13 protein-coding genes and 2 pseudogenes are annotated in these 13,507 nt (G+C 42.6%); 13 read left to right on the top strand and 2 right to left on the bottom strand.

Features of this window, described 5'->3' with window-relative positions; all coding sequences use genetic code 11:
* The first annotated feature begins 1 nt into the window (after nucleotide 1).
* The 3 genes from H1230_RS29805 to H1230_RS29795 all read left to right on the top strand — a co-directional run bounded on the left by H1230_RS29805 (nucleotide 2) and on the right by H1230_RS29795 (nucleotide 1,835).
* Nucleotides 2-325 (top strand): cytochrome C oxidase subunit IV family protein, encoded by a 324-nt coding sequence (locus H1230_RS29805; RefSeq protein WP_239713371.1) that lies wholly within the window; start codon nucleotides 2-4, stop codon nucleotides 323-325.
* 99 nt (nucleotides 326-424) lie between these two features.
* Nucleotides 425-1,345 (top strand): cytochrome c oxidase assembly factor CtaG, encoded by a 921-nt coding sequence (gene ctaG / locus H1230_RS29800; RefSeq protein WP_239713370.1) that lies wholly within the window; start codon nucleotides 425-427, stop codon nucleotides 1,343-1,345.
* A gap of 25 nt (nucleotides 1,346-1,370) precedes the next feature.
* Nucleotides 1,371-1,835: a DUF420 domain-containing protein gene (locus tag H1230_RS29795; RefSeq protein WP_239713369.1), complete on the top strand. Its 465-nt coding sequence runs from the start codon at nucleotides 1,371-1,373 to the stop codon at nucleotides 1,833-1,835.
* A 113-nt stretch (nucleotides 1,836-1,948) separates the two neighbouring features.
* Here H1230_RS29795 and H1230_RS29790 read toward each other — a convergent pair whose 3' ends face one another.
* Nucleotides 1,949-2,560 carry an HD-GYP domain-containing protein gene (locus H1230_RS29790; RefSeq protein WP_239713368.1) on the bottom strand — a complete coding sequence of 204 codons (612 nt, stop codon included), beginning with the start codon at nucleotides 2,558-2,560 and terminating at the stop codon, nucleotides 1,949-1,951.
* Between the two features lie 146 nt (nucleotides 2,561-2,706).
* Here H1230_RS29790 and H1230_RS29785 point away from each other — a divergent pair.
* The 7 genes and pseudogenes from H1230_RS29785 (at nucleotide 2,707) to H1230_RS29755 (ending at nucleotide 9,020) form a co-directional block, all read left to right on the top strand.
* A pseudogene (locus H1230_RS29785) lies at nucleotides 2,707-3,670 on the top strand (tyrosine-type recombinase/integrase).
* A 476-nt stretch (nucleotides 3,671-4,146) separates the two neighbouring features.
* Nucleotides 4,147-4,884, top strand: a complete 738-nt coding sequence (locus H1230_RS29780) for a hypothetical protein (RefSeq protein WP_239713367.1) — start codon at nucleotides 4,147-4,149, stop codon at nucleotides 4,882-4,884.
* Nucleotides 4,885-4,943: 59 nt separating this feature from the next.
* Nucleotides 4,944-5,339: a GntR family transcriptional regulator gene (locus H1230_RS29775; protein WP_239713366.1), complete on the top strand. Its 396-nt coding sequence runs from the start codon at nucleotides 4,944-4,946 to the stop codon at nucleotides 5,337-5,339.
* Nucleotides 5,340-5,355: 16 nt separating this feature from the next.
* Nucleotides 5,356-6,285, top strand: coding sequence for an ATP-binding cassette domain-containing protein (locus H1230_RS29770; protein WP_239713365.1), 930 nt, complete (start codon nucleotides 5,356-5,358; stop codon nucleotides 6,283-6,285).
* A gap of 2 nt (nucleotides 6,286-6,287) precedes the next feature.
* Nucleotides 6,288-7,190 (top strand): ABC transporter ATP-binding protein, encoded by a 903-nt coding sequence (locus H1230_RS29765; RefSeq protein ID WP_239713364.1) that lies wholly within the window; start codon nucleotides 6,288-6,290, stop codon nucleotides 7,188-7,190.
* Nucleotides 7,183-8,466, top strand: coding sequence for an ABC transporter permease (locus tag H1230_RS29760; protein ID WP_239713363.1), 1,284 nt, complete (start codon nucleotides 7,183-7,185; stop codon nucleotides 8,464-8,466). The genes H1230_RS29765 and H1230_RS29760 overlap by 8 nt, the downstream gene beginning before the upstream one ends.
* A gap of 359 nt (nucleotides 8,467-8,825) precedes the next feature.
* Nucleotides 8,826-9,020: a hypothetical protein gene (locus H1230_RS29755; protein WP_239713362.1), complete on the top strand. Its 195-nt coding sequence runs from the start codon at nucleotides 8,826-8,828 to the stop codon at nucleotides 9,018-9,020.
* Nucleotides 9,021-9,517: 497 nt separating this feature from the next.
* On the opposite strand, the pseudogene H1230_RS31795 reads toward H1230_RS29755, so the two are convergent.
* Nucleotides 9,518-10,507 (bottom strand): annotated as a pseudogene (locus H1230_RS31795) (transposase); the annotation flags it as partial.
* 292 nt (nucleotides 10,508-10,799) lie between these two features.
* Between H1230_RS31795 and H1230_RS29740 the strand changes: the two are divergent.
* The 3 genes from H1230_RS29740 to H1230_RS29730 all read left to right on the top strand — a co-directional run bounded on the left by H1230_RS29740 (nucleotide 10,800) and on the right by H1230_RS29730 (nucleotide 13,485).
* Nucleotides 10,800-11,678: a hypothetical protein gene (locus tag H1230_RS29740; protein WP_239713361.1), complete on the top strand. Its 879-nt coding sequence runs from the start codon at nucleotides 10,800-10,802 to the stop codon at nucleotides 11,676-11,678.
* 74 nt (nucleotides 11,679-11,752) lie between these two features.
* Complete coding sequence (locus tag H1230_RS29735) at nucleotides 11,753-12,295, top strand: hypothetical protein (protein ID WP_239713360.1); 543 nt, start codon at nucleotides 11,753-11,755, stop codon at nucleotides 12,293-12,295.
* Between the two features lie 332 nt (nucleotides 12,296-12,627).
* Nucleotides 12,628-13,485: an E2/UBC family protein gene (locus H1230_RS29730; RefSeq protein WP_239713359.1), complete on the top strand. Its 858-nt coding sequence runs from the start codon at nucleotides 12,628-12,630 to the stop codon at nucleotides 13,483-13,485.
* Nucleotides 13,486-13,507 lie beyond the last annotated feature (22 nt).

Genomic DNA, 13,507 nt, shown 5'->3' with positions numbered 1-13,507 from the left:
CATGACGACAGATCAGCATTCGCCAGAGGGTGGAATTAAGCATCGCCACCGTCATGAAGGGCCGCAGCGGCATATGGCGGTCTTTATATTCTCCGTCGTCCTGACACTAATTGCTTTTGCCGCTGTGGCGGCTGGCGGTGTCAATGCTACCTTTGCTGTTATTATCCTGCTGGTAATGGCAGTGCTGCAGGTGATTCTGCAGATGGGCTTCTGGATGCATCTGAAGGACAAGGGACATTTGCTGCCAATTATTTTCATGCTGGGTGGATTTTTTATCGCTGGCACCTGTATTGTAATGTCGCTGTATTGGGTTTGGTGGGATTAAGCTAGAAGATAGAGGTGGGCTGCGATGCCCCCTTTTTTTTGATTTTGGAAGGCTGAGTGCAATCCCTACCAAGAGAACGCCCGCGAGGAGGCTTAGGCCATGCTGGGATTAGAATATTTTAGCTTTATTGATCTGTGGAGTCCGCTCTTTCTGGCAGTGATGCTGCTTCTGGTTGCTGGTTATTTTGTGCTGATCGGTCCGCTAGCCGGGTGGTTTCCTGGATCAACCTCTGTGCCTCTCTGGCGACGAGGGCTGTTCGTATGTGGCATGATATTCCTCTATCTGGCTCAAGGAGGTCCACTTAGCCTGCTGGGGCATTTGATGTTTTCGTTCCATATGGTCAGTATGGCCTTGTCCTATCTGGTAGCCGTACCGTTGATCATGCTGGGCATTCCGGACTTTATATGGCGGGCTGCGCTAAGAGTTAATCCACTGCAGCGTTTATCCTTTCTCGCTCGCCCTATTGTGGCTGCACTCCTGTTCAATGGCTTATTCTCTCTGTACCATATTCCGGTTGTTCATGACTATGTGATGCTGCATTTTGCAGTTCACCGCAGCTACTATGCTGTATTGTTTCTGACATCTGCCTTGATGTGGTGGACATTGATTAATCCGTTGCCGGAGCACCGGATGGTTGATGGATTGGGCAAGATTGGTTTTATTTTCTTGAATATGGTGCTGCTGACGCCTGCCTGCGGGTTGATCATCTTTGCGGATCATCCACTGTATGCCACGTATAGTGATCCGGACACATGGGCGCGGGCAATGGGCTATTGTGTAGCAGGCAATCCTGCAGCCTTGCTTCAAGCTTTTGGAGGCCCGACATTCTTCGGATTAATGTCCCCAAAGGTGGATCAGCAGGTCGGAGGCATTGCGATGAAATTCATTCAGGAATTTATTTTTGCCTCTATGCTTGCTTATGTGTTCTATCATTGGTATAAAAAAGAGAACGGGCAAGAGGATGCGGAAGCATCCATGCCATCCTCCGAAATGGAGGGAGGCAGTTTGACTCGGGTTTAGCTGGTGACTGTCGAGGAGGATAATCATGGATATTTTCACACTGTTTCCAACGATCAGTACATTTTTCATCGTACTCAGTGCGGTGTTGGTGGCGATAGGCTGGAGACTCATTATTAAGGGCAAGCGTGAAGCACACAAGAAGACGATGATTGCTGCGGCGATCGCGGCTATGCTATTCTTCATTGTCTACGTCTCAAGAACACTGTTCGTGGGCAATACGGAATGGGGGGGGCCGGATAGTCTAAAGACGATTTATCAGGTGTTTCTAATCTTCCATATTGTATTGGCAACGGTGGCAGCTGTCTTCGGCCTGACCACACTAACGCTTGGATTTAAAGCGAAATATGCCAAACACCGCAAATGGGGCAGAATCACATCGATGATCTGGTTTGTAACTGCCATTACGGGTGTTATGGTGTATGTGCTGCTCTATATGATGTATCCAGGTGGACATACGAAGCCGGTTTGGGAAGTCATATTGGGCGCTTAAGCTAGAGGATTCAGCCTGTGTATCTTTTGTTCCGAAGTGGAGCAACGGGTCACAGGCTACTTTGAGGTTTGGAAGATGCAAAAAAAGCTGCCCCTCTGCAAGACAGCTCAAGTTTATAAAGTTAGCTGTTGATCGGTTAGCATAAGAAACTGATCCACGATGTTAGGGTCGAACTGTGTTCCAGCGGCACTTCTTAATTCATTCTTTGCTTGCTCTATTGAGCTTCGCTCACGGTAGCTGCGAAAGGATTGCATGGCATCATAAGCATCAACAACAGAGCATATCCGTGCGAGGAAGGGAATGTCATTTCCTTGTAACCCGTTTGGATAACCTGCTCCATTCCACCTCTCATGATGGTGGCGGATAACATCAGTAATACTGTTATTAATACCTGGAAAATCTTTAGCCATTTCCGCACCAAGCAAAGGATGCAGCTTCAAAATGTTCCATTGCTCTTCAGAAAGAGGTTCTTGTTGATCCAGTATATGTACAGGAATGAATGATTTCCCGATATCGTGCAAAAAGCACCCTCGCACAAGGTTATTCTTGTCTTTCTCACTAAGCTTAATCGAAATGGCCAATTCTTCCCCCAGAATGGCAACTCTAACGGAATGGCGATGGGTCTCTGGATGCTTATTTCGCAGGAAATTCATCCATACGCTCACATGTGCTTCTTCCGATAGAGCAATTTGTACCTTTTTTACCAGTGCTGCTAACTCCCCCAAGCTTCTCCCTCCTTACTATTTCTCGCGTATTCTTACAAATTTCATTACATAAAATAACATTATGATAAAAAAAAGGAACAAAAGCGCTAAAATAATGTCGTACAATATCACTTATACGACATTTATAACGACGAAGGGGTAATGGAATGAGCACAGAGCGGACGACTTCTAATTGTTTTCAACTAGCTTTAGTAGACCATGATGAGACATCGAACAGTGATGAACAAATCGTCCAAATGTTTTTGGCGACCTGTTGCAGAAACGTAAATACACGACGAAATTATGAGCGGGCGATCATCGCCTTTCGTAAGTTCATCTCGAATACGGCCTTAAAGGATGTAACCTGGAAGGAAATTGAAGCCTATAAAATATTTCTAATTCAAGGGGGAACAGCTATCCGAAGCAATTTGCTCCGGCGAGCATCGCCGCATTTCTCGCACCCTTAAAATCATTTTATAAATGGGGAAGTGATCAGCATATTGCCTTTTTCACTAAAAACCCTACAGCTAGCGTCCGAATACCCACGATTACAATTACCAGCAGACGGAACTTCTTAACCAAAAGAGAAGTGGGTGATTTACTCCGCGAATTGCATAAACAAAGCTTGCGGAACTATCTGATTGGGCTAACTCTTGTCATGTTAGGGTTGCGAGTATCCGAGCTAACTGCAATGAAATGGGGGATTTTCATACAGATCCACTTGAAACCTCGATTTGGTTGACTATTGCGAATGCTAAGGGCGGTAAACGGAGAGAAATCAAAGTGCCTGCTATTCTTTGGGAACTATACTCCCAATTATCAAACTCACTTGCGGAAAACGGTGATCCGGATCGCGAGCTTCTGATGTTCCCGTTATCTTCAAGACAGGTGGAGCGAATTATTAAAAATGCCGGCGAGTTCAGCTTCATCGATAAAAAACTGACTCCCCACTGGCTGCGGCATACCAATGCGACGCTTGCCTTACTGCAAGGTGCTTCTCTTCAACAGGTACAGGAGAATCTTGGACATTCTCATATCAATACAACTCAGCGTTACTTGCACACCGTTCAACAAATCCAAAAGGCGGCTCCAGATTTTGTAGAAGATAGCCTGCGTGCTTTTATTGAATAAGACACAATCAGACAGAATATCACTATTTTCTCATTTTATAACTATACAGTATTATACAAATGTCCTATAATACTAGGAGGGTAAAATTTATGCATAAATGCGAAATATACTCATTTTCGTCGTTATAAATGTCGTATAAGTGATATTGTACGACATTAATGATATTTTTCGACACGTTATTGTCGAATTTCAGATTAATACCCGTATTTCAGCACCCTCAATCATTACTGGAGTTCTCTTAGTTGTTACCATTTTTTCGCGAATGATACTGAAGCTATCCATACATAATTCATACGGAACTTACGAGCCGGGCACATTAGTGTCCGGTTTTTCTGTTCTTTTTAGAGTGTTGGGGATTGACGATGGAAAATAAAGGACATATACTGTGTATATAGATATATACAGTAAGCACAGAGAACGGATTCTTAAATGTATCGCTGTTTACTACACGAGAAATTGTAAAGCGAGGTTGATTCATGAGGACATTAAAGGATGCCTGGTTCATGGTTCAAGGGGATTTCCGGGGTGACAAACTGAGACTGCTGTGGACCTTTCTGTTTTCGATCCTCTTTATGGGGTACTTGGCTTTATTGACAGGAATGGTTGTGGATGACGTATTGGACAGTAATGAGACGACCGGGTCATTGTTATTTGTTGATTTCTTACTGGTTTCGTTAATCCCGATGTTGGGTTTTACCTTCTCCCGTCGTACGATGAAATATTGGAGCGAGGACCCATACACAAAGACGCTAGCGTATTTTCGAAGTATGCCTATCCCATCCGCCGTTATTTTATGTAAAAGAAAATTTCAGGCTGTTCTCGCTTTCGTTCTGAATGGGGGGCTGTTCTTTAGCTTAATGTATGTTATTAGCAGTCAATTGAGGATAGAGCTGTCTTTGTCTTCATACCTGTCCTTTGTCTTGAGCTGGGTTGGCTTTGGGTTAGTGCTGACTGGGATATACATCAGTATGGAATTACTGGTTAGTGGCAGAGCGTACTTCTGGCTTACCTTACTGATTGTGCTGCTCTCTATGGGAAGTACACTCTTGATCTGGCTGGCTGGAGGCAACTTGTTCCTCTATAGTATCTCCTATTCGCAGGAATGGGGATTGTTGTCCCCGCTCATGTGGGGAATGCTGCTGCTGGGGATGATATCCGTTCATTTGTTCTCCAAATGGACTATACATCGGCTAAAGAGCCGGGACCTTATATGATGAATCCAACTGGCAGAATGGTCATCCGACATGGCAGAGTGGAAGGCGGGATGTAAATCATGTGGATACCGATACAAATCAATGAAAATAGTGCTGAGCCGCTCTACCATCAGATTGAGACGCAGCTCAGATCGCTAATTATAAGTGGAGTAATTACAGAAGGAACACTGCTTCCCTCTATCCGTGAATTTTCCGCAGATCTGAAATGCAGTGTCATTACAGTCCGCCGAGTGTATCAGGATCTGGAGAATGAAGGCCTGCTGCGAACAAGGCAAGGAACAGGTACCTTTGTCTCTCATGTAGGGGATGGTGCGATGGAAGGTTACAAACAGGATGCGGTTCGTAAGGCACTTGAGAGTGCAGTAGAAGTTGCGCGGTCGGTTCAGTGCAGTGAAGAGGAGCTACAACAGATCTTTCAGGAAATTGTAGAGCGCAAGTACAAAGGACTGGAATGAAAGGTGGGCGCACGAAATGGTTCAGATGGCAATAGAACTGCGGAATGTACGTAAAGAGCGGCGTAACAAGACGATAGGTCCATTAACGTTAAATCTGCCACAAGGCTATATTACTGCACTGGTAGGACAGAATGGTTCTGGCAAAAGCACACTGCTGCATATGCTGATGCAGTTGTCGAATCCCGAAGAAGGCGAGATACACTGGTTCGAAAACAAACATGAGAGTGGCCTGCCGCTGGAGCTTCGCCAAACCATTGCGTATGTGCCGGAAATCTCGCTCACAGAGGAGAATCACTGGACTGCTGAGGATGCGGCCAAGTTTCGGAGCTATTGGTACCCGCTGTGGGATACTGCTTATCTTGAAGTTCTGCTTGCTAAGTTTGAAGTGCCTCGTAATATAACGCTTGGCAAAATGTCCAAGGGTGAACGCCGAAAGTTCGAAATAGCCGCCGCACTTGCGGCACGTCCAAGTCTGCTGTTGCTGGATGAGCCCTCCTCGGGGCTGGACCCTTTTGCCTGGAAGATTATGATTGAGGCGCTGTCTAGGTATATGGATGAGAGCAACGCAACGATCATTATATCCACCCATATTGTGGAGGAGGTTCGTCGGCTTGCTGATTATATTGTGCTCATGCATCAGGGGCAATTGCTCGGTATGGCGGAGAAGGATAGTCTCTTCGGTTTATGGAGTGAGGTATGGATTCACGCTAATGATGAAGAGGAACTAGCCGACCTGGCGGCAGAATTGCCGGGCACACTGAACTTTGCTATGGAAACACCTGGGGTAGCTTCATTTATTACACAACAATTTCACCAAATCGAGGAACGCATTCATTCTTTAGGCGTAAAGGTTATTAAGAGTCGCAGTCTGGAATTGGATGAAATATTGAGCTTATGGACACAGGGACATCGTCCGATTCTGATTGATCAGATGAGAGGGGTATGAAGATGGAAGCTTTGAAGCTTGAAAGTGTAGTGAAGCAGTACGGTGACAAGACCGCTGTAAACGGCATTAACCTCAGTGTGGGCCAAGGAGAGATTTACGGCTTGCTTGGGGCTAACGGAGCGGGGAAAACGACAACCATGCGCATGGTGCTTGGTCTGATCTACCCGGATGAAGGGACAATCCTGTATAACGGCAAACCGTTTAACAGTGGGCTTCAGCAGATTATGGGTTATCTTCCGGAAGAACGGGGTTTATACCCGAAGGTGAAGGTCAGTGATCAGATCGTGTATCTGGCCCGATTGCGCGGGATGTCTACCAGCGAGGCAGATAAGAGCCTGCGCTATTGGCTGGACCGTTTTGACGTACCGGAATATTACAATAAGAAGATTGAAGAACTCTCCAAAGGGAATCAGCAAAAAATGGGCTTTATCGCCGCGGTTGTTCATAAGCCGCAAATTCTGATCCTTGACGAAGCCTTCAGTGGTCTGGACCCGGTTAATGTGGAGCTGCTTAAGGATACGGTTAGGGAATTGCGGGACCAAGGTACAAGTATTCTCTTCTCTACTCATCGGATGGAGCATGTTGAAGAGTTATGCCGCCAGATTACCATTCTGGATCGGGCAAATACTGTTGTGCAGGGGGATATCCGTGAGATTAAGAATAGTTACCCTCGTGAAGAGGTACTGCTTCGTACAGCTGGGGAAGTATCCGGTCTGGAGGATATCACGGGCGTGAGCGCTGTTGAGCGGCAGGAACAGGGCTATCTGCTAAGCATTAGCGACATTGCCGCAGCACAGCGCATCTTGCAGCTGGCGATTGGGCAGAGCGAAGTGGAGCATTTTGAAATCAAAGAACCAACGTTAAACCAAATCTTTATCAGAGCGGTGGGTGAATCTCATGAATAAAATGGGGACCATTATCAGCTTTACCTTTAAGAATAAAGTGAAAACAAAGTCTTTTATGATTACAACCTTAATTCTCGTATTGCTGCTTAGCATTGGGATGAACGTTCCTTATATGATCAAATTATTTCAGGGTGATGACGCGGCAACAAAAATTACTCAGATTGGTGTTATTGCCGAAGAAGGAAATCGAACGGCTGAATTGCTGAAAGCTTTCATTCCACCTGAAGGTCTGGCCAAGGTTACGGTGAATCAGTATGCTTCTGTTGATAATGCAGACTTGAAGAAGGCACTGGATGATGGGAAAGTAGAAGGTTATCTTACTTTTGCTGCACCAACAGGAGATGGGGTTCCGCCAGTCACTTACCATAGTAAAAGTGGGGAGCTAAAGGGGGATGTGCAGGTCTATCTGCAGAGCGCTTTGCAGCAGGCTAATACACAGCTTATCGTGGGTGACAAGCTGACTCAGGAGCAGGTAGCTGCCATGTTTGCGCCAGTACAAATCGGCACAGAGCAGCTTAGCGCTGGAGCCAATGGTGGGGAAGCAACAAAAGAAGCACCACCCGTTATTAACTATGTAATTGTATATGTTCTCTTGATTCTGTTCTTTATGTCTATCACGATGACCGGAAATATGATCTCCGCGGAGATTACTTCGGAAAAAAGCTCGCGGATCATGGAAATTCTCATTACGAGCGCCTCGCCTTTAACACAGATGTTCGGCAAGGTGATCGGTATTTTCCTGGTCGGATTGCTGCAAATTGCTGTTATTGCCGCAGCTGTAGCTGCCAATCTGCTGCTTCCGCATAACGCTACCATCTTGACAGACTTTAATCTGGATCTAGGTCAGTTAGATATCAGCATTCTACTGTATGGCTTGGTTCTCTATATCTTAGGCTACTTCCTGTATGCCTTGATGTATGCAGCTGTAGGTTCGATTGTCAGCCGTACCGAAGACTTGGGGCAAGCTATTATGCCAGTTCTGATGCTGGGCTTCGTCAACTTCTATCTTCCGCTGTTTAGTATTTCCAACGCGGATACGACGCTCATCAAGGTAGCGAGCTATATTCCGTTCACCTCCCCGCTCAGTATGCTGTTGCGCATAGGTATAGGTGATGTAGCTATCTGGGAAATCATAGTGTCGCTGCTTATCCTTCTAGTCACCACGTTCATCTTCGGCTGGCTGGCCGCCAAGATCTACCGTACCGGCGTACTGATGTACGGCAAGCGTCCAACTATTAAAGAGATTAGAAAAGCGATGAAGGCTTATAAGATTTAAGGCTTGAAGTAGTCGGGTGTGAGTAACCTTTATAGTTGAGACTGTTTTATGTGATAACTGAGACAGGTTTACAACATATTGTTGAGACAACTTTGAGCCCTTGGTACACCAAAAGTGTTGATGTATCAAGGGTTCGTTCCCAATAAGGATCGAATGAATGGTGACTATGTCAGTACGTAGTTGGATTGATAATGATACTAAAAAATATTCAATTATAAATCGGATAAATCATTGCTTTGTTAGTATCCTAGGACAATAATGTTGTGAAGTGTATTCTATGGATTTAAAGTTGAAGGTCTTGCTTGTGAGTAACCATTCAGAGTTTGCATCTCGAAAACCCTTATGAAGGAGTGGAAATAATGAATAAAAAACATCAACAAAATGTAGCAATGCTGTTCTTGGCCTCTTTGCTTACGCTAACAGCGAGTCGAATTATTCATTCTAACGGGAGCACTCTGATGGATTTCGCGCAAGGGATTCTAACGGGTATGAGCATTGTTGGTATGGTACTGACCATCGTAACCTTTGGCAGAAATAATAAGCGTAGCCAATAAGAAGGGATTCTGTGGCAGGGTTTAATACAGTTGATAATAGGTTTAGCTGCGGTTGAAGCGAGTGTCAGGTGACATTATATTTGTGAATCTTACAAATATAATTGTGTATTACATGAATTTGGTAATGAATATTTGGCCGTAATCAATAAGATATATTTTTAGCATCAGTGGAAAAATCAAATTGCTTCTAAAGCGGTCCTGATGAATCGATTTCCTGCATCTGGGCTGTTTGTATTGTTTAAAGAGATAAACCATTAGACTGAAAATAAATATTATACTGGAGGGGGAAATTGCTGACTGAGAAACAATATAGTATTAGATCGAGAACAACATTAAGCTATACCAGCTAATAGATTGTTAAGGTTCCCAGTAAAGTGATTATAAAAGATATGGTATATTAAAAATAAGTATGTCAAAATAACCATCCAATTTAATATGTGTATTGGAAGGTTGCACCAATATTTTTATTAGGCTGGACGGAACGTCTTCTTGTTTATTCAGATGGCATACAGCCAATGAACTAGCTTATTGGCACATGCAACAAGAGCTACTTTAATCGGCTTTCCTTCGCTTCTCTTTCGACCGTAAAACTCCTCGATTCGTGTGTTACGAGAGTGAATTAGACCACACTGGACAGCCAAAACCAGCGCATATCGAAGCTGTCTGGAACCACGTTTTGTGATCCGATTTCGAGTTGCTGTAAACTTACCCGAAGCAAAAACACTCAGGTAATACCTGCAATGGCGCCTAGCTTTTTAGGATGATCAAATCGGTCGACTTCTCCGATTTCCGATAAAATTGTTGCCACAATTTCATGGTCAATACTAGGATTGACTGAATTTAATCATACTCTTCTATTTCTCCAGCCAAGGCATCTATATTCTGTTCCAATCCAGCAAGGTGCTCTTGGTACTGGAGAATAAGGCAAATAAGAACATTCAGATTGACCAAGTGACTTGCATACATAGTTCGCTGAAATGGATTTATTTTAGCCGCATTCAGTAACCCGTTGAAAGCGTTGGTATCCAGTCCTGGGACCGCCTACATTTTGATGAAAGCAACTCTTTCATTTTAGCTTTGAGTATATTTTCATCAGATTACAAAACTGAATTTGAGGTTGGAAACTCATTTAAAAACTGAAGTGAAATATTAGAATACATAGCCCCAAATACACCTTATAAGCAGGGGAACTTGATCTAACACTGCTTGAAATTATAGCTTTGTCTATACACACACATCTTTGGAAGAGACTCGTATTGTCTCGTTAGATAGCACAGATAAAGCAGCTGGATACCTCTCTTCTTGAAAGGCTCGAATTCTTCTTTATAGTAAAGTTCTGCTGAAAAGTAAACGTCAGCAGCATCCGGATTTACTTTGCGAAGGTTGGACTTCCTAAGCCGATTTGAGATCAGCGGATTAAAGACAATGTATAGATAGTGATTCTCCTCCAGAGACTGAACAACGGGGCTTTGGTAATGCCCAGTAGATCCAGACCATGGCTTTCGACAATAACCTTAACCTTTTAAGATTTTCAATTATTTCAGGGAATTATAAGGCCATTAACGTGAGACTTTTTGTCCAAAAAGCGTTGTAGAGGAAATAGGAATATCATCATGTGCAAGCTAATAGAGCATCAAAAGAGGTATATTCCTTTCATAGAAAAATCAAAAGAACAGGAGTATAATCGGTAAAAAGATTGAAGTATATCCTTGTAAATTTTGCTATAATGATACATATGCTTTTTCCAATGATGGTTAGAAAGGGAGTAACAGGACAAAAATGTATACAATAAAGTTAGAAAACAAATATACATATATTTACTTTCCAGATCTTTGTAATAGGATAAAATCATCCTTACTTGAAATTCAGCGTCACTCGTTAATAGAATTTAATTTATTAGAGGTTACATTCATTGATCCATTTGGAATGATCAGCATTATTGGGGCATGTCGATATTTATATAATCACTTTAGGATTTGCTCAAGAGTTGTTCTCCCTAGTAGAGAAGCCGGCGAGTATATGTATTACGCTGGATTCAATTTAATCGAGAGTCAGGAGCCTTTTATTGAAATCCAAAAGCCAACAAATATTTTGGATGGCTATAAAAATAATAGGAGTTCAGGTGGGCATTTAACTTTTTTTGACAGTGAACGTGATATTAGAATGATTACTGAAGAAGTTGGAAGATGGATGGAAGAACATGAATACGACGAAGCAGAACAAAGCAACATGTCCACGTTTATATCTGAAATGGTCCAAAATGTGTGTCAACATAGCAGGACCCCGCAACGTGGAGTGCTTTGTAGACAGGCCTACAAAAGAAGGGATGGAACACATTTTTTAGCGTGGGCTATTGGTGATGCTGGAGTAGGGATACATCAGAGTTTATTAGATGCAGATGTTCCAGGCATTGTAACTATGACTGATTCTGATGCTATTCAAGAAGTATTAAAAGGACGCTCAAGTATCCAAGATGATATCACTCGTGGAAATGGATTCCCGAATTTGTTAAAAGGTGCACAAGATAGAAGAGCAACATTATTCATACATTCCAACAGAGGTATATACGGATGGAATACTGATAATAGTAGTATGAGAAAGATGGTCTGGGACGAATCACCAATTACTGGAACCACAGTAAGTTTTATCATCGGATAGTTGACAAGCCTATAAAGGTGATGTATATTTTATTTGTGACCTGGTTCACTTAGATTCGTGAAGGAGAATTGCTTATGGAAAGATTTCAAGTTAATATCGGCTCACAATATACTGATCAATTATGGGGTAGAGAAGCAGGAAGAGAAATCAGAGAATCCATTTTGAATTCATTCCTGGCACAAACTCATTCTGTTTTAATACTCGACTTTACTGAAGTTTCACGAATCGATTTCTCTTGTGCAAGTGAAATCGTATCTATTTTAATAATCCGCTTATCTGCAGAGCTTCGAGGTAGACATATCATATTAACCGGTCTAAGTGATTTGGTTAGAGAAAATATTGATGCTGCCTTAAGTAAGGTAGATAAATGTTGTCTCGTTACTAATGAAACAGAATGGTACTTAATCGGTAAATGCAGTGATTCTTTAAAAGATACTTTGAGCAAGGTAATTGAGTTTGAAATCTCTGATACGAATAAAATTGCTGATTCGCTTTCTATTGCTATAACTAGCTGTAACAATCGACTAAAAACCTTAGTGGATTTAGGAATGGTGAGCAGGAAGGAAGTACCTGCTCCTAGTGGAGGAAAACAATTCATTTATTATTCAATTCTTTAAGAAATCTCACCATCCATTTTAAAAGAAGAGCTAATTGGATGGTGAGTTCCTTTTAAAGAATGAGGATTAAAATATATTTTTTTGCCATCTGATTCATCTGGTTTTGTGAAGGAGATTAACTGGTGTGATAATTATGAATTTACAAAGGGGAAACGATAATGAAAAAAAGTCAAAATATCTTTAAACCAATAAGTGAACTTTACAATGATTCCTAAGGTATTTAACTCTTTAGCAAAATTAGCCGTATTCGCCAACATTCAAAATCTCTCGACTCTTGTAACTGTTACTTGCTTGAATTAAATAGAATCATATAAACCCAAGGGGGCTTCATAATGACAACAAATAATGTAAGTAAATATGCTATTCATATCACAATCGGGTCTATAGACTATAAATTGTATCAACTCAGTATGACCGGGACTGCAATTAAGCAGCTTGCTGTAGCTGATACGGATGATTACGACCTGCATCTAGAAGTTGAGGGTCCCGACGAAAGTGAACTCATCCCCGACGAAAGAGAAATACTTTTAATCGATGATATGACCTTCTTCCTTAAACATCGATTCAATCCCGATGTCATTATTATTATTGATGCTGTAACTTATACCGCACCAAAGCATGTTATGACGGGGCGTGAAATCAAACAACTTGCTAACATTCCAATGGAATATGCTTTGTTTATGATCCCTACCGCTAGAGCTGATATTCAGATAGCAGATGATCAAGTCGTTTATTTAATCACAGATGCTCAGTTTGTATCCATGAAAAGCAATATTAACAACGGTAATATTCTTCTAGACGCTACAGCCATATTACCACAGCGCGAAATTAGCTATCTGACGGCGCAAGGTTATCAGTACGAACTTCATCGTAACCCGATGAATCCAAACGAAACCTACTTGGTACTTCCTAACTTTGATTTGGGAGAGAATTACACACCTCAAAGCGTTAAGTTATTATTGAAAATCCCCGCGGGATTCCCAACTGCTGAAATGGATATGTTTTGGGTTCATCCTGCTGTCCATAAAAAGAACGGGCAAGCTCCTGCAACTGTGAGTAATGAGCCATACTTAGGATGCAACTGGCAACGGTTTTCCCGCCATCGTGACCCAGGTACATGGAACCCAGTCGTAGGAGGACTGCGCGCACACTTCACCTTTATTGCTGAAGCTTTACGAAAAGGTGAATAATTCAAGTTTGTGAGAGGCTCTT

The sequence above is a fragment of the Paenibacillus sp. 19GGS1-52 genome (genome assembly GCF_022369515.1).
In the GTDB taxonomy this organism is placed as follows: domain Bacteria; phylum Bacillota; class Bacilli; order Paenibacillales; family Paenibacillaceae; genus Paenibacillus_AQ.
This window is presented reverse-complemented; position numbering and strand designations above follow the sequence as displayed.